This window comes from Ruminococcus sp. NK3A76 (genome assembly GCF_000686125.1).
Taxonomy (GTDB): Bacteria; Bacillota; Clostridia; order Oscillospirales; family Ruminococcaceae; genus NK3A76.
The window spans coordinates 560,054-575,814 of sequence record NZ_JMMA01000002.1 but is presented as its reverse complement, the minus strand read 5'-3'; the positions used below and the strand labels follow the sequence as shown (position 1 = coordinate 575,814).

13 protein-coding genes are annotated in these 15,761 nt (G+C 47.4%); 4 read left to right on the top strand and 9 right to left on the bottom strand.

All coding sequences use genetic code 11. The features are described 5' to 3' along the window. The first annotated feature begins 85 nt into the window (after positions 1–85). Positions 86–1,075: a SpoIID/LytB domain-containing protein gene (locus CD05_RS17210; protein WP_051588785.1), complete on the top strand. Its 990-nt coding sequence runs from the start codon at positions 86–88 to the stop codon at positions 1,073–1,075. 38 nt (positions 1,076–1,113) lie between these two features. Here the strand turns inward: CD05_RS17210 and CD05_RS17205 are convergent, their stop codons facing one another. Then, positions 1,114–2,115, bottom strand: coding sequence for a diacylglycerol kinase family protein (locus CD05_RS17205; RefSeq protein WP_037322759.1), 1,002 nt, complete (start codon positions 2,113–2,115; stop codon positions 1,114–1,116). A gap of 167 nt (positions 2,116–2,282) precedes the next feature. On the opposite strand from CD05_RS17205, the gene CD05_RS0102810 reads away from it, so the two are divergent. Beyond that, positions 2,283–3,227, top strand: coding sequence for a hypothetical protein (locus CD05_RS0102810; protein ID WP_028509218.1), 945 nt, complete (start codon positions 2,283–2,285; stop codon positions 3,225–3,227). Between the two features lie 2 nt (positions 3,228–3,229). Continuing rightward, positions 3,230–3,733, top strand: a complete 504-nt coding sequence (locus CD05_RS0102805; RefSeq protein ID WP_028509217.1) for a small multi-drug export protein — start codon at positions 3,230–3,232, stop codon at positions 3,731–3,733. Positions 3,734–3,783: 50 nt separating this feature from the next. On the opposite strand, the gene CD05_RS0102800 is transcribed toward CD05_RS0102805, so the two are convergent. The 4 genes from CD05_RS0102800 to galT are packed head-to-tail and all read right to left on the bottom strand — an operon-like array spanning position 3,784 to position 9,132. Continuing rightward, positions 3,784–6,342 (bottom strand): YfhO family protein, encoded by a 2,559-nt coding sequence (locus CD05_RS0102800; protein ID WP_028509216.1) that lies wholly within the window; start codon positions 6,340–6,342, stop codon positions 3,784–3,786. Between the two features lie 33 nt (positions 6,343–6,375). Then, a complete protein-coding gene (locus CD05_RS0102795) occupies positions 6,376–6,840 on the bottom strand; it encodes a hypothetical protein (RefSeq protein ID WP_028509215.1) in 465 nt (154 codons plus the stop codon). Positions 6,841–6,870: 30 nt separating this feature from the next. Further along, entirely contained in the window at positions 6,871–7,611 is a 741-nt protein-coding gene (locus CD05_RS17200) for a PIG-L family deacetylase (protein WP_051588784.1), read from the bottom strand. A gap of 15 nt (positions 7,612–7,626) precedes the next feature. After that, positions 7,627–9,132, bottom strand: a complete 1,506-nt coding sequence (galT, locus tag CD05_RS0102785; RefSeq protein ID WP_028509214.1) for a UDP-glucose--hexose-1-phosphate uridylyltransferase — start codon at positions 9,130–9,132, stop codon at positions 7,627–7,629. Positions 9,133–9,737: 605 nt separating this feature from the next. Here galT and CD05_RS0102780 point away from each other — a divergent pair. Then, positions 9,738–11,402 (top strand): 2-isopropylmalate synthase, encoded by a 1,665-nt coding sequence (locus tag CD05_RS0102780; protein ID WP_028509213.1) that lies wholly within the window; start codon positions 9,738–9,740, stop codon positions 11,400–11,402. A gap of 103 nt (positions 11,403–11,505) precedes the next feature. Here the strand turns inward: CD05_RS0102780 and CD05_RS0102775 are convergent, their stop codons facing one another. The 4 genes from CD05_RS0102775 to CD05_RS17195 form a co-directional block, all read right to left on the bottom strand. Continuing rightward, a complete protein-coding gene (locus tag CD05_RS0102775) occupies positions 11,506–12,384 on the bottom strand; it encodes a carbohydrate ABC transporter permease (protein ID WP_028509212.1) in 879 nt (292 codons plus the stop codon). Further along, entirely contained in the window at positions 12,381–13,352 is a 972-nt protein-coding gene (locus tag CD05_RS0102770) for a sugar ABC transporter permease (protein WP_028509211.1), read from the bottom strand. Before CD05_RS0102770 ends, CD05_RS0102775 begins: the two co-directional genes overlap by 4 nt. Positions 13,353–13,479: 127 nt before the next feature. Then, positions 13,480–14,940 (bottom strand): ABC transporter substrate-binding protein, encoded by a 1,461-nt coding sequence (locus CD05_RS0102765; RefSeq protein ID WP_028509210.1) that lies wholly within the window; start codon positions 14,938–14,940, stop codon positions 13,480–13,482. Positions 14,941–15,011: 71 nt separating this feature from the next. Then, positions 15,012–15,659, bottom strand: a complete 648-nt coding sequence (locus CD05_RS17195) for a substrate-binding domain-containing protein (RefSeq protein WP_051588783.1) — start codon at positions 15,657–15,659, stop codon at positions 15,012–15,014. Positions 15,660–15,761 lie beyond the last annotated feature (102 nt).

Below are 15,761 nucleotides of genomic sequence, written 5' to 3'. Positions count from 1 at the left end.
AACATTATACCAAAATAACGACGCCTTGTCAATGAATATCGCCTGTGGCAGAGACATAAGATTATAAAAAAAAGGAGTGAGCACTTTGAAAAAATACTTTCAGGCAGTACTGATATTCATAATGTTTCTGACACTTATACCCATGATAGTGCTGATAGCAGGCGACAAGCCGCAGAAGATAGGCAGCACCGTCATAAAAAGCAGCTTAGAGCCGCTTGACACGGTGAAGATACTCGACACCGAAAGCGGCAGCATCACCGAACTCCCTATAAGGGATTACCTGATAGGTGCAGTAGCAGCGCAGATGCCATACGACTATGAGGACGAGGCTTTAAAATGCCAGGTAATACTTGCGCACACCTACATTCTCTCACGCCACATGGCCGAGCAGGACGAGCCTACAAAGGAGCTGCTGGGCGCTGACATCAGCCTTGACAGAGAAGTCTACCAGCCGTATTACGATGAAGCCGCCATAAATGACCTCTACGGCGACGATGCAGACAAGGCCGTCAAAAAAATAGCCGCCTGCGTTGACAGCGTAGGCGACATTATAGCAGTATACGACGGCAAGCCGATAGTCTCGGCATTTCACGGCATATCGAGCGGCTTTACCGAGAGTGCCGAGAACGCCTGGGGGATTGATATCCCCTATCTTGTAAGCGTTGAGAGCGAGTTTGACCCGTCAAGCGAGGATTACTCAAAGAAATACATAATAACCGCCGACGAGCTCAAAGCCAAGCTGCTTGATAGCTGCCCGGGGCTTAGTTTTGACAGCAAGCCTGAAACGTGGCTCGACATAAACGAGACTTCACGGGGCGGAACGGTGCTGAGCATCGGCATAGGCGACAAAAAAGAGAAAATGAGCGGCTATGACTTCATGAAGATTTTTGACCTCAGAAGCCCGCATTTTCGTTATGAATACGAGGGCGGCAGCTTCACCTTCACAGTCTGCGGCTGCGGTCATCTTGTGGGGCTTAGCCAGTACGGGGCAAACTCCCTTGCCAAGAACGAGAAGACATACGACAGCATAATGAGATTCTACTTCAAGGGCATAGACTTGCAGAAGGTGGGATAAAAGAACAAGCAGTCCGTAATTTCGGACTACTTATACGCTTATTCATCAATATCCATCTGGTCTTCAAACAGGTTATCCCAGCCAAGCTCGGGCTTTTCCTGAACGGTGTTCTTGACTCTGCCAAGAAGTGCGTCCTGCTCGGCAGTCTTTGAGTCGGGCTTTACAAGAAAGCGCACTGCCTGCTTGATGTTGTTTATCTCGACATGCCTAAAAGCGCCGCCTGCCTCGCCGTCAAGCGTCCAGGCAATCTCGTCATTTGATGTAAATGTCACCTTCGAGGTCTTGAAAGTCACGATACTGTTTTCATTGAACTTATCAAGCATCGCCTCGGTGAGCGTGTTTGAAAGCTCTATGGGGTTTGAGGGCATCTTTATAAGAGTTATCTCAAAAAGCCCGTCGTCATAGCACACGCCGTCTGCGATGAGCTTTTTCATGCCGCCGACCGAGATAGTGTTTGACACCATGCCATAGACGAACTTGCCCTCTATGACCTCGCCGTCATGCTCGACCCTGACATCATAGCCGGTTATCTTAGGCAGCCTGCGAAGCCCCTCAAAAAGATACGCAGCGTGCCCGAGGATATTCTTAGACCACTGCGGCGTCTGGTAGGAAACATCAGTAAAAGCGCCGAATGCGGCAACATAGACAAACTTGTTGCCATTAAAATCACCTACATCGTAATCAAAGAACACACCCTGCATTATTTCCTCAGCGGCATCTTTCATCTTGCGGTTGAGTGACATACTTGCCGCAAAGTCATTCGTCGAGCCTGCCGGGATATAACCGAGCGGTATCTTCTGCTTATAGTGCATAAGACCTTTTACCGCTTCCGAGAGCGTTCCGTCACCGCCCGATGTGACCACAACGTCATAAAGCGCTGCGTCAGAGGCTATCTTCTGATAACCGTCAAGCGGCGCCTGCGTAGGATATGCCGTGACCTCATAGCCGTGTTTGGTGAAAATATCTATTATATCACAAAGATTACTTCTTATCATGCCCTTGCCTGCATGGGGGTTAAAAACAAATAGCAGCTTCTTCATAATAAGACCCTTCCTTAAAAACTCAAGGCGATATTGCCGTAATGATACATATATAATTATACCAAATCACTTACCAAAAGTCAATACTGCAAGGCAAAAATAGCATTGACTTTTATGTGAAACTATGGTATTCTATATAGGTGAGTTGATATTCGGGCGGTGAGAGTTTGAAAAGGGCTTTATACATTATAAAAAGCGTGATCATCTGCGTTTGCACCGGCATAGTGCTGGGCTTTTTTGTTATGCTCGGCGTGTGGGCTTTTTCAAAAGACAAGCCGGACGCCATGAAGTGCCTGAATATCTTAAGAACGGCTTCTGCCGCTGGTGCTGTAACGGCTGCTGCCGTGAAGCTCATTTACTCGCTTATTGATCTGCACCCTGTGAACAAGGCTCTGAAGATCGCCGAGCAGCAGGACGACCCGCAAAAGGCATACGATTTAATGGAGCGCAAGGCAGAGCGCACTCAAAGCCCCTCAAAAAAGGCGGCATATATGCTTATACTAAGTGCTGTGTATACCGAGACAGAGAATTACACCAAGGCTCTTGAAACGCTTGAAAAGATTGATTTTTCCGAGCTGTCGCCCAATTTGCAGCAGGAGTATTTCAATGCCTTTATGTACACCTATCTGCAAAACGGCGACCTTAAAAACGCCGAGAAGGTCTACTCAGAGGCCGAGCCGTATTTTTCAAGGCCTGCGCCGTCAGTGCTGCACACACTGGGCGTTTTTGAGTATGCCAAGGGAAACTATGGCAAGGCAAGGTCTTATCTTTTGCAGTCAAGGTCGGCAGACGGCAGCGACAGGAACATCTGCGACTGCGACCTTTATCTGGCGCTTTGCTCGCTGAAGGAGGGCAGCCTGCGTGATGCAAAGGCTCTTGCTGACGAAGCAGAGAGCACCCTCTCGACAAAGTGCGAGGAAAGAAATCTGACAAAACTGCGTGCGCTTATAGAGAAATACGAGAGCATGAAAGAAAGCAAACCTGCCCCGGAAGAAGATACTGCTAAGACTCAAGGCTCAGAGCCGCAGGCAGAAGAAGCCGGACCTTTGCAAACAGAAGAAAACACAGAAACAGAAAGCATAGAACAAGACACACAGGAAAGGACAACTTAAACATGACTGATACGCTCATCAGCTTTTTTACCGAGACCCTTGCAGGGCTCCCGAAGGAACTGATAATATTCATCATCTCGATGGTGCCGATACTCGAACTCAGGGGCGGCATCGTGGCGGCATCGCTGCTCGGGGTGAGCATCACCAAGGCGATACCTATCTGCATAATCGGAAACATAATCCCTATCCCCTTTATCATGATGTTTATAAAGCCTATTTTTGAATGGCTCAAAAAGACAAAGCTGTTCAAGGGGTTAGTTGAAAAGATAGAGAAGAAATCGCTTGAAAAGTCTGACAAGATACAGAAATATGAGTTTTTGGGGCTGCTGCTCTTTGTAGGTATCCCCCTCCCCGGCACAGGGGCGTGGACGGGCTCGCTCATTGCAGTGCTGCTTGACATAAAGCCCAAAAGAGCCGTACTTCCGATATTCCTGGGGCTGCTGCTCGCAACGACTATAATGTGCATAGTTTCATACTTTATCCCATGGCTTATAAAGACGATGTAAAACCAAATCAAACACCCGTGAGCGTTATTTAACTCCGCTCACGGGTGTATTTATTTGTCCTTTTTCTTTTTAAATATATCAAGTATTATCACAAGCAGGAAGACTGCAAAGCCTGCACCGCTCGCTGCAATGCCGGCACTGAGCCACGGCGCATGGTAGGTTATGACTACCTTGTGGCTGCCCTTTGTCACAGGCAGGCCGACAAAGGCGGTGTTCACCTTTTCGGGAGTCACCTTTTCTCCGTCTATCTCGGCAGTCATGCCGTCAAGGTATACAAAGCTCGTCGTCAGATAGCCGTCCTCAGGGGCGTTGACTGTTCCTGTGATGCTGTCGCCCTTTGTCTGTGAAACATCAAAATCAAACGCAGCCCTGTTATCGCTCAGCTTATCAAAGTATGAGGTATCGGCTGTGTACGCTTCAAGCGCTGATATCTTGAAGCTTCCGCCCTTTATCGTGATATCGAGCTTATCCTTGCAGTCCGATAAAACGTACTCCATATCGTTATTGTTGTTAAAGTATTTCCAGTCGGGGTCGGTGAGCTTGTTCTTTATATCGTTGATGATTATTGTTACATCACCGAGCTTTGCAGCGCCGCTGTCGTGCTTTTCCTTGGGGTTGTCAACGTGGAACTTTATCACGAGCAGCTTGCCCTTGCAGCTTTCGGGCAGGTCTTTTGAGTATTCCGCAAGCCTGCTCTTAAGCTCAAAGCTGTGCTCGCCGTCACTGCCGTTTGTGCAGCTGTCGCCGTCCGCAAGCTCGTCGCCTATGTCGAAGATATCGCCTATATCGACCCTCTGCATCTGCGACACAAAGTCTGTGTCGGGTATGTCCTTATCAACTATCGTGTATCTGGTAAGCGCCTCGACTGTCGCCGGATAGCTGAGAGAATCAAACTCTCTCTGGCTCATAAGCTGTGATGTGTGATATGCAAGCGGCAGGGCGTTCTTGTTCTCATAGAGGTAATGCCCGTCGCCGGTGTCTTTTAGCAGCTCATAGCCGTAGTTTTGCAGAGGTCTGTCGGATACTATGTATCTGTCGCCCATAAAGCAGTTGAAAAACAGGTTCTGCGAGCGTGTGGTGAGGGCTGAGTTGCGGTATTCGTTCTCGTTGCACATCTTTTCAAAGTAGAAGGTGTTATAATCCTTCGAGTGGATAGATGAATACACCGTGTCCTGATACTGGTCGATGCTGTAGACCTTGTTTGGTGTATCGACACGCCTTACATCCACCGCTGTTCGCACGACTTTTCCTTTTGACACATCGTCTATAAGCTCAGTCACCGTGTCATTCTCTATCTCTGCGAACTGCCCTGTCAGAACGAGCTCGTCAAAGTGATTCTTAAAGCAGCAGGTGCCGACAGCAACAGCAAGGAAGAAGCAGAAAAGGCGCTTGTCAAACTTCTTGTTGAGCCTAAGCAGAACAACAGCCGTAACAGCCGCATCTGCTGCATACACCTTGACAAGTGCATCAGAGAAGTTGATGACAAGGCACATAGCAGACAGCACCACAAAGACTGTGAGCGGCAGCTTGAGCCTGCTTATGCCGTTTTCGTATACGTCCTCTATGAAGGGAACTATCGCATACAACGCAAGCGGCAGGAATGCTATGAGCACCTTTGAATCGAAATACAGCGTGCCGTTTAATATGAACACAAGCAGCGGACACACTGCGAAAAGTATAGTGAGCACGCACAGAAAGCGCCTGCCGCCCTTTGCATAGAATATGCCGTGTATGCAGGCAAAAACGCCGAATGCTGAAAGCCCCATAGAGTAGTTGTTGTATGTCAGCCAGTCAAAGCGCATTCTTGGCAGGAATGATGAAAGCGAAACTGCGACGTTGCCCTCGTCTCTGCCGGCAAGGAGCCCGTAGGCCGTCGGCAGCAGCAGCACGCAGGACATCAGCACGCTTACAAACAAGAGCATTACAAACGGTGCATATCTCTTTACAAAGCCGCCGAACGACAGCTTCTCGTCGATAGTCTTTGCCATACCATAGGCTGCAAGTGCAAAAAGCGCTGTGACAGCGAAAAAGTAGTTGCACATTATCATAAGGAATGCACTCAGCACGAGCGGCCAGCGCCTGCCGGTCTCGAAATACCTGTCGGTAAAGTGAAGCGCCAGCAGCAGAAACGGCATAAAGCTGACAAACATTATATGCCTGTGCGAATGGAATATCAGCACGAACGAGAATGCAAACAGCACGCTCATAAACACTGTGACCTTAAGATCATGGCGCTTTCTTATAAGAAAATAGAATATGCAGTCACTTGCATAGACCGTAAGCACGCTCGTCATCATCATATAGTATGGCATGGGCACGAACGGCAGCAGGTATGATAAAAGTGTCACAGGCGAATAAAGCCCGTAGTAGGAAAGTGAATATATGCTCTCCCCTGCGCCTATATTGGCAGCATACGACGGGAAAAGCTGGTGCGTGTCATAAAACAGCGTCCTGAAATACTCGGGTATCGGGTAGTGCTGCGACACCCAGTCCATCTGCGAGCCGTAGACCGCCCCTTTTATGACGATAAACGCTATCATTATAACTGCGCTTGACAGTATGATACCGCCAAGCGCATATATGTCCTTGTTGTTCAGCTTGCTTTTCATAGTTCTCCTTTGAAACGAAGTTATTTAAATCATTTATTTCTGTCTTTTTATACCTATCATTACGTCAGCTGATGAGCCTATCTTATACTCGCCGTTTTCAAGCTCTGTCTCTCCGAGCAGCTCCATTTCAAGCTCCGGATAGTATAAGCACTGGAGCAGCTCGCTTGCCATAACAGCAACGACCCTGCCTGATGCTATCATCAGCTTTTCAGTCAGCTTGTCATCATCAGCTTCTTTCAGAACAAAGCTCTTTTCACACGGCGGCAGCAGGCTTATCCACAGCTTACCGTCCTTGGCAAGAGAAATAAGAGGTGCAGTTTCACGCTTGTAAACATCGTTCCAGTCTTCACCCGGGAAATCATCGGCAAGCTCAGTTTCTCCGTCCGGGTCAAGGAAGATATTCATTGCATTCAGGATATCCTCATTCATATCCTTCACAAAGCACGGATCCATTATAACGATACCGTCATTCATATCACACTGTACTTCAAACTGCATTCTTATCACCCATCTCTGTTATTAATAGTATCAGGCAGGCTGATACTCCGTCCACATCTCATATGGCACCATATGCGAAAGTTTTTCTATCGTATCTTCCTGTGAGGGGTAGCACTCTCTAAGCGACTCCTTGAAGTCAAGCTCCTCCTCGGTTATCGGCGTCAGTTTGTCCTTGACAGCCGGCAGGTCAGATGCTTTATAGTATTTCCCGAAGAACCACAGCTTGGCCGAGGGTTTCTGCCTTTCATACAGCTTTGTGACTATCTCGTTAGTCATAACGTGGTGTATGTGGCCGTATTCGCCGCTCGGGTTGTGTGTTACTATGAGCTCCCAGTCGTTGTAGCTCATAATGTAGCCCAGGTCGTCCTCTATCTTGTCTCTTACCTCCGTCCACTCATCACGCTTGCCGAGCACCTTGTCGGGGTAGCCGAGTATCAGAGGCGTGTTGCCGGACTTTTCAACGGCGTTTATAAATTCATCATGCCTTTCGAGCTTCTTGCCGTTGGTTATGCACACAACAAGATAGCCGCCCTCCTTAAGGTGCGCCCCTCCCCAGAGGAACTCATCGTCAGGGTGCGCTACTATCATCAGCTTCTTGCAGTTTTTTACGCCGATAGACATCAGCGTTTCTTCCTTGAGCGGGTCAACATGATACGCCTTGGCCTTTTCGATATATCTCGCCCAGAAGAAGAATGCCACCAGCACAACTACCGCAAATGCTGCGTATATTGCTATCTTAGCGATACGTTTGTTTTTGCTTGTAAGTTCCATAGTTTATATTTTCACTCATTTCATGTTCACATAGGTTATAAATCTGTCAAAATACGCCTGCCCCTGTTCATTTCTCTTATACACGCCTGCGTGTTCGAGCACCTTTGCAAAGACAGCGCCTATCTCTTCCTTTATCACATCGTTTATGTTATCCTTATTGACATCACGCCTTGCGCAGAATTCCTCTGCCCAGTCAGCGTGCTTTGAGAGCACCTCGTCTTCTCTTAAAGCCGCAGCGCCCTTATTGACTATCACATCAGCAAGCTGTGCCATCTCGCCCTTTAACCTTGAAGGCAGAACAGCAAGACCCATAACTTCTATAAGGCCGATGTTTTCCTTCTTTATATGGTGAAGCTCTGCATGGGGGTGATAAACACCGAGGGGGTGTTCATCAGTTGTTATGTTGTTTCTGAGCACAAGGTCGAGCTCATACTCTGCCCCACGCTTTCTGGCGATAGGTGTTATCGTGTTGTGCGGCTCACCGTCTGTCTCAGCGAAGATAAATGCTTCCTCATCGGTATAGCCACGCCAGAGGGTAAGTATCTTATCAGCAAGCTCGACAAGCCTTTCGCTGTCGGGCGATGATATCCTGATGACCGACATAGGCCACTTGACGATACCTGCCTTAACGTCCTCAAAGCCTGAGAACACCACCTCACGCTCAACAGGAGCCTTTGCCATAGCGAAGTCGTAATGGCCGCCCTGGAAATGCTCGTGCGCAAGTATAGAGCCGCCGACTATCGGCAGGTCAGCATTCGAGCCGATGAAGTAGTGCGGGAACTGGCTCACAAAATCAAATAGCTTTTTGAATGCGCCCTTGTCGATAACCATAGGGGTGTGCTTCTTATTAAATAGTATGCAGTGCTCGTTGTAATATACATACGGCGAATACTGCAAGCCCCACTGTTCACCGTTTATCTCCAGCGAGATAACACGGTGGTTCTGCCTTGCAGGGTGGTTTACTCTGCCGGCGTAGCCCACGTTCTCATAGCAGAGCAGGCATTTCGGATAGCCCGACTGCTTTGCGTTCTTTGCAGCGGCAATAGCCTTGGGGTCCTTCTCCGGCTTGGAAAGGTTTATAGTTATATCCAGCTCGCCGTACCCGGTGGGTGCGAGCCAGCGCATATCCTTCTTTATGCGGTAGCGCCTGATATAGTCAGTATCCTGCGAGAGCTTATAGAAATAATCCGTCGCAGCGACTGCCGAGGGGTGGTCATACTTGAACCAGAACTTTTCGTCCACCTCAGAAGGTCTTGGCGTGAGCAGCCCCATGAGCTTTGTATCGAAAAGGTCACGGTAGACTGTCGAGTCCTCACAAAGCCCTTTCTCGCAGGCGTAGTCAAGCAGCTCCTTAAGAGTGCTTTCAAGGTCGATGCCGCTGAATTCCTGCTGCGGCTCGTCATACTCATCAAGACCCAAAGCTTCGAGCAGTCTGTTTGTTGCATACACCTTATCCGACTCGGTAATAAGCCCTGTTTCAAGGCCGTATGTCACAAGCTTTTTGATGCTTTCATATATCATAAAAGGATACCTCTCTTAAAAATATTTATACACTTATATTATACACCTTTAGCGGCTCTGTGTCAATAAATTGTAAAAAAAATTTGAAGTACTTGACAAAGCGCAAGTTATATAATATAATAATATTATAGTTAACAAATGCGATGAAGGGAACAAACGCTTAGAGCAGCTTTCAGAGAGCCGGCGGTCGGTGCAAGGCGGCAGATGTGATAAGTAATAACTCCTCCCCGAGCAGTCAAGGTGAAGCGGCCGGTCAGGTGTGGCAGTACGGCGGTGCAGCGGTGCTGTATGGTGTTTATATATACCATAAAGGTCAGGTCAAGTAGTCTTGAACGTGTTTCTCACGTTACAGGGAAGCGTATTATAACAGATACGGCTAAGGCGTACAGTGTGAGCTGTGCGTGAATTGAAGTGGTAACACGGGTATTATCCTCGTCTTCATTTAGGAAGATGGGGTTTTTTATTTGCTGAAAGTGAGGGCGGATATATGAGAACACAAAAGAATATGCTCCTGCCCTGCGGCGGCAAGGTGCGACTTTGAAGCCGGCTTTTTTACCGGACACGACACAACAGCTTATCTGACGAAAACAGAAAGGAAAGATACTATGAAAAACTTTGATAAATACCAGAGAGGCTATTTCATGCCCCCCGTACCCTGCTTTGAATGGGTCAAGAAAGAATACATCGACAAGGCTCCTGCATGGTGCTCTGTTGACCTCCGTGACGGCAACCAGGCGCTCATTATCCCCATGAGCTTAGAGGAAAAGCTCGAATTCTTCACAAAGCTTGTAAACATCGGCTTCAAGGAGATAGAGATAGGCTTCCCGGCTGCATCTGACACTGAATATGAGTTCTGCCGCACACTTATCGAGAAGAATATGATACCTGATGATGTAACTATCCAGGTGCTCACACAGTCAAGAGAGCACATCATCAAAAAGACATTTGAGGCTATCGACGGCGCTAAGAACGCAGTAGTTCACCTCTACAACTCGACATCTGTTGCACAGCGTGAGCAGGTGTTCAAAAAGAACAAGGAAGATATAATCAAGATTGCTACCGACGGTGCTACACTCTGCAACGAATACAAGAAAAAGGCAAAGGGCAACATCACCTTTGAGTACTCTCCCGAGAGCTTCACAGGCACAGAGATGGAGTTTGCAAGAGACATCTGCAACGCAGTAATTGACATCTGGCAGCCAACACCTGAGAATAAAGTCATCATCAATCTCCCTGTAACAGTTGAGATGAGCTTGCCGCACGTTTATGCTTCGCAGATAGAGTATATGTGCTCTGTGCTCCACAACAGAGAGAATGTCATCGTATCGCTCCATCCCCACAACGACAGGGGCAGTGCAGTTGCTGATTCCGAGCTTGGCTTACTCGCAGGCGCAGACAGAATAGAAGGCACCTGCTTCGGCAACGGCGAGAGAACAGGCAATGTTGACATCATCACACTCGCTATGAATATGTTCAGCCACGGCGTTGACCCCGAGCTCGACTTCTCGGATATGCCTTCGCTCGTTGAGCTCTATGAGAGAGTTACACGCATGAAGGTAAATGTAAGAAGCCCCTACTGCGGCGCACTCGTGTTTGCTGCATTCTCCGGCTCGCATCAGGACGCTATCGCAAAGGGCATGAACTGGAGAAAGGAAAAGAACCTCCACCAGTGGACAGTTCCCTACCTCCCTATCGACCCGCACGATGTCGGCAGAGAGTACGACGGCGACGTTATCAGGATAAATTCCCAGTCGGGCAAGGGCGGAATTGGCTATATTTTACAGAACCAGTTTGGCTATGACCTCCCCAAGAAGATGAGAGAGAACTTCGGCTACAAGGTCAAGGGCGTTTCCGACAGAGCACACAAGGAGCTCAAGCCCGACGAGGTATACTCGATATTCAAGGAAGCATATCTCAACAAGAACGATATCCTCAACATCGAGGAAGCGCATTATGTCCAGAAGGCTGAGGGCGTTATCGGCGCTGCTGTAAGAGTCAACTTAAAGGGCAAGATACTTGAAGCACAGGCTGAGGGCAACGGCAGACTTGACGCTGTTGCAAACTGCTTATCAAAGATACTCGATATAGACTTCAACATCGACACCTACACCGAGCACGCACTCGAGCGCAAGTCCACCTCCGAGGCTGTATCATATGTCGGCATAAATGTCGGAAATGAGGTGTTCTGGGGCGTCGGCAGGAACTCTGATATTATCGTTTCTTCGATAAAGGCTCTCGTATCTGCTATCAACAACGCACTTGATAAATAAACCAAAATCCAAAAAGGCTGCCGGTCACATGATTGGCAGCCATTATTATTATACCCACACAAAAAAAGCGCCTGCAAGATGCAGACGCTTTTAATTTTACAAATCAGCCCTTTACAGAACCAAGAGCAATACCTCTGATGATGAACTTGGAAAGTGCAAGATATACCACGACAACAGGGATAATTGCAATGAAGATCATCATGTAAACCTGACCCATATCGAACTTAAGGAAGTCAGCAGATCTGAGCTGAGCGACCATGATAGGGAGTGTCTTTAACTCTTTCTTATCAATGATAAGAGAAGGAATGAAGTAGTTGTTCCAGTTAGCAACGAAAGTGAAGATGCCCTGAACAGCCATAGCCGGCTTCATGATAGGCATAACTATCGAGTTAAAGGTGCGGAACTCGTTACAGCCGTCGATACGGGCAGCCTCAACTATTTCAAGAGGAAGTGAGGATTCCATATACTGCTTCATGAAGAAGAATGTTGCAGGAGCAGCGATAGACGGAATAATAAGCGGGAGAAGGTTGTTTGTGAGTTCGAGGTCGAACATCATTCTGTAGAAACCGAGAGCGGAAACCTGTGCAGGAACCATCATGATAACGAGAATGAATGCGAAAGCGAATTTCTTGAGTCTGAACTCATAAACATGGATACCGTAAGCTGTAAGTGCCGAGAAATATGTACTCAGAAATGTGCAGGAACCTGCAACGATGAATGAGTTCTTAAGACCGGTTAACAGCGGGATATCTGTGTTGTTGTACACGTTCTTGAAGTTTGTACCGAAGCTTCCGCCTATTACAAACTTGAAGCCCTTCTGGATATCCGGGTGCGAACGTGTCGAGTTGATGATCATTATAACGAAGGGGAACAGCGCAACAATAGTAAGAAGAACAAGTACAGTATATGCAACTATACGTCTGACAAGAAGAGTGGTCTTACTGCTGTGCTCGCCTACATGATCTGTTGTATTAGCACTCATATCTTATATGCCCCCTTCAGTTTCTTTTTCTTGAGCTTTTTAGCTCTTTGCTCAGCGATCTGATCCTTAGAATTGAATGCTGCTACACCGAGTGAGAGAACAGCTGCAACGATGAACAGAACTACCGAGATAGTACCAGCCTTACCGTAGTTCTTACCTACTGAGATCTGGTTATTAAGATACATAACAACTGTCATGCTCGTTCTGTTAGGATTACCCTGACCGTTAGTGATGATCTGCGGGATATCGTACATCTGAACACCGCCGATGAGCGATGTAACGAGAACGTAGATAAGGATAGGTCTTATTGAAGGGATAGTGATCTGCCAGAAGGTCTGAGAAGGTGTAGCACCGTCGATCTCAGCTGCTTCGTAGAGGGCAGGGTCAACACCCATAATTGCCGCCATAAGGAGTATGGTAGTATTACCAAACCACATTAAAAAGTTGATAAGTGCGATAACGATCCTTGTACTGCCGACATGAGCAAAGAATCTGTAGGATTCCTCAGCACCTGTGATGTCCTTGTAGATGTCGTTTATCGGACCGCTGTCTGCGAAGATCGAGAAGAACAGCATTGATACAGCTGCAGCCATGATTATGTTAGGAAGATAGATCACGACTTTGAAGAAGCCCTGTGCCTTGAGCTTAAGACGAATGTCTGTAAACCAAGAAGCAAGGAGAAGTGCAATAAATATCTGGGGAATAAAGCCTATTATCCAGATAATAAAGGTATTGCCAAAATAGGTAAAAATATCGCCTTCCTTGAAAAGATCAATGTAGTTGTTTACGCCAACGAACTCTTCAGGATACTCGATAAGACCAACAGTCATCTTTTTATAGAAGCTGTCACGGATAGTCGAGAACATAGGATAGAGAGAAAAGATTGCATAGACAACAAAGAAAGGTAAGATAAAGAAATAGCCCCATTTAGCATAGCTTATGGATTTGTGTTTATTTGATGACGCCATATACTCACCCTGCTATAAAATATAGCAAAATTCCTTTCATAGAGTAAAGAATTCAAGAATACGGGATGGCGGTGGCGCCACCCCGTACTCCAGAAATTTCAATAATTTTTACGCAACGAGACTTAAATTAGTCAGGCTTCTTGAGGTTCGGATACTTCTCGAGAGCTGCCTTGTAGAAGTTGTCAAGAGCTGTATCCTTATCAACTGTACCGTTGAAGTAGTCATGGAATGCTGTCTGGAATGCCTCGTTAAGACCCTGGTCAAACTCAGTTGTCTTATCCATCTTGATGCTGGGAGCAGCAGCAGCGAAGAGCTTGATGTGGTTCTGGCCGCCGAGGAACTCAGAGCCGTAGGAAGCATCGTCAGCGATCTCCTGCATAGCTGTCTTGTTGTTTGTATAGTCAAGAGTGTCAAGTGTGAGCTGCTTAGCGATATCCTTGTCGCAGGTCATCTTCTTCATGATGTCAGCAACGATATCCTGGTTGTCGGAACCAGCAGCGCAGCAGAGCCATGTACCGCCCCAGAAGAATGCTGCAGGGCCTTCGCAAACTGCATACTGACCATAGAGACCGTTACCAACTTCCTGCTTGCCGCCGTCTTTAGTGGACTTCTCGAGGGAGTTCTCAGCGAGTGTGAAGTTGATGCCCCATGTGGAGTAGAAGAAGCCGAATACCTTACCTGTCGGGCCCTGGTCAGCAGACCACTCAGGAGCCCAGAGAGTTGTCTTGTTGTTGTAGCCCTTGTCTGTGTAATCCTTAGTCTGGTCAACCCACTTCCAGATCTGATCGTCGATCTGGATAGTTTTGTCGCCGTCTACCCAAGGCTTCTCAACGTTGTTGGAGAATACACGGTAGCTGTCATCGAAGCCGGAGAGCATCTGATAGCCCTTAGCGTTCATCTTCTCAGCAACTGCATCGAACTTGTCCCAGTCAGCGAGCTCTGCCTGTACCTTATCGGGCTCGTCTGTGCCGAGAACGGTCTTAGCGATATCTCTTCTGTAAGCGAAGAGGCCAGGGGTTGCCTGCCAGGATACTGCACGGATTGTATCGTCAGCAGATGTAGCGACCTGCTTTGTATAGTCATACATATCCTTCATATCGTCGTCTGTAACACCGATGTCCTTAAGAGGAAGTGTGTAAGGTGAATTTACATACTTGAGAGCGTAGTCAGCCTCGATAAGGAACATATCAACCTTGTCATCAGACTCAGACTGTGCCTTAAGAGCTGTATCGAGCTTATCCTGATAGTTGTTGCCCTGGTTGTCGTTAACTACCCAAACGACCTTCTTGCCATCCTTGAGGTAATCGTCGCCTGTACCTGTCTTTTCATGCTTCTCTGTGTCGTAGCCGGACTTCTCAGCATCATAGTCAGGATAGTATCTTCTGAAGAGACCCTGGAACTCCTGGTTCCATACATAGATCTTGATAGTGTTCTTGGAGTCCTCAGAACCCTCTGTCTTCTGCTCTGCGGGCTTTACGTCCTCAGCAGACTTACCGCTGCTGCTGCTGTCGTCACCGCAAGCAGTAAACATTGAACCTGCCATTGCGAGGCACATTGTGCCGCAAAGAATTCTCTTAAGCTTTGTCATAATAAATTTCCTCCTTAAAAATGCATTTGTTTTTAATAATTTCTGGGTGTCTCCCAAAAACCTAATGCCTTTTATTGATTTATCTTCACGACCGACTCACCTTTTACAAGGCTACCGCCGATCGTAATGACCTCATGGAATGTTGTCTGCGGTTCTTCTATCAGAGCCACAAGTTTTTTTGCCGCCGCTATGCCGATCTTCTCGGTATCCTGTGCATATGTCGTCAGCTTCGGGGAAACAAGCGTTGCATACGCTATCCCGTCATACCCGACCACCGATACATCCTTACCGATCGTCAGCCCCATATCCTTTATGGCGTTATATCCGCCTATCGCCGAGTAATCATCCGGCATGAATATGCAGGTCGGTCTGTCGTTGCTGTCAAGCAGCTGTTTTGTATACTTATATGTAAGCTCGGGGTTATGATATTCGGCTGTGAGTATCCAGTCGCTCTTTATCTCAAGCCCCTTACTGCTCATCGACTGAAGAAAGCCTTTAAGTCTCTTTTCAGCGACCGCCGATCTGTTTCCCTGGATATAAGCGATTTTCTTATGCCCTAAGGAGTATGCATAATCGACCAGCTCCTCGATGCCCTGTTCATTATTAGAAAGAACAGACGAGCGCATCTCAAAGGTATGGTCTATAGTCACCACCGGGATATCACCGTTTATAACTTCATAAACATCTGACGAGGAGAAATCTGTGCAGGCGATTATCACGCAATCCCATTAAGTCAACCGAAATATGTACAAAATGAAAACTTTACAGAAAACCACTTGACAAATTGATGAAAATCTGCGGTTTAATTGCCTGCGGCAATT

What these genes read in the sequence shown, in the direction of transcription:
- CD05_RS0102770 (WP_028509211.1), bottom strand. Translation starts at nt 13,352, where the DNA reads ATGGCGTCATCAAATAAACACAAATCCATAAGCTATGCTAAATGGGGC.
- CD05_RS0102805 (WP_028509217.1), top strand. Translation starts at nt 3,230, where the DNA reads ATGACTGATACGCTCATCAGCTTTTTTACCGAGACCCTTGCAGGGCTC.
- CD05_RS0102780 (WP_028509213.1), top strand. Translation starts at nt 9,738, where the DNA reads ATGAAAAACTTTGATAAATACCAGAGAGGCTATTTCATGCCCCCCGTA.
- CD05_RS17200 (WP_051588784.1), bottom strand. Translation starts at nt 7,611, where the DNA reads ATGGAACTTACAAGCAAAAACAAACGTATCGCTAAGATAGCAATATAC.
- CD05_RS17205 (WP_037322759.1), bottom strand. Translation starts at nt 2,115, where the DNA reads ATGAAGAAGCTGCTATTTGTTTTTAACCCCCATGCAGGCAAGGGCATG.
- CD05_RS0102795 (WP_028509215.1), bottom strand. Translation starts at nt 6,840, where the DNA reads ATGCAGTTTGAAGTACAGTGTGATATGAATGACGGTATCGTTATAATG.
- CD05_RS0102800 (WP_028509216.1), bottom strand. Translation starts at nt 6,342, where the DNA reads ATGAAAAGCAAGCTGAACAACAAGGACATATATGCGCTTGGCGGTATC.
- CD05_RS0102775 (WP_028509212.1), bottom strand. Translation starts at nt 12,384, where the DNA reads ATGAGTGCTAATACAACAGATCATGTAGGCGAGCACAGCAGTAAGACC.
- CD05_RS0102765 (WP_028509210.1), bottom strand. Translation starts at nt 14,940, where the DNA reads ATGACAAAGCTTAAGAGAATTCTTTGCGGCACAATGTGCCTCGCAATG.
- galT (WP_028509214.1), bottom strand. Translation starts at nt 9,132, where the DNA reads ATGATATATGAAAGCATCAAAAAGCTTGTGACATACGGCCTTGAAACA.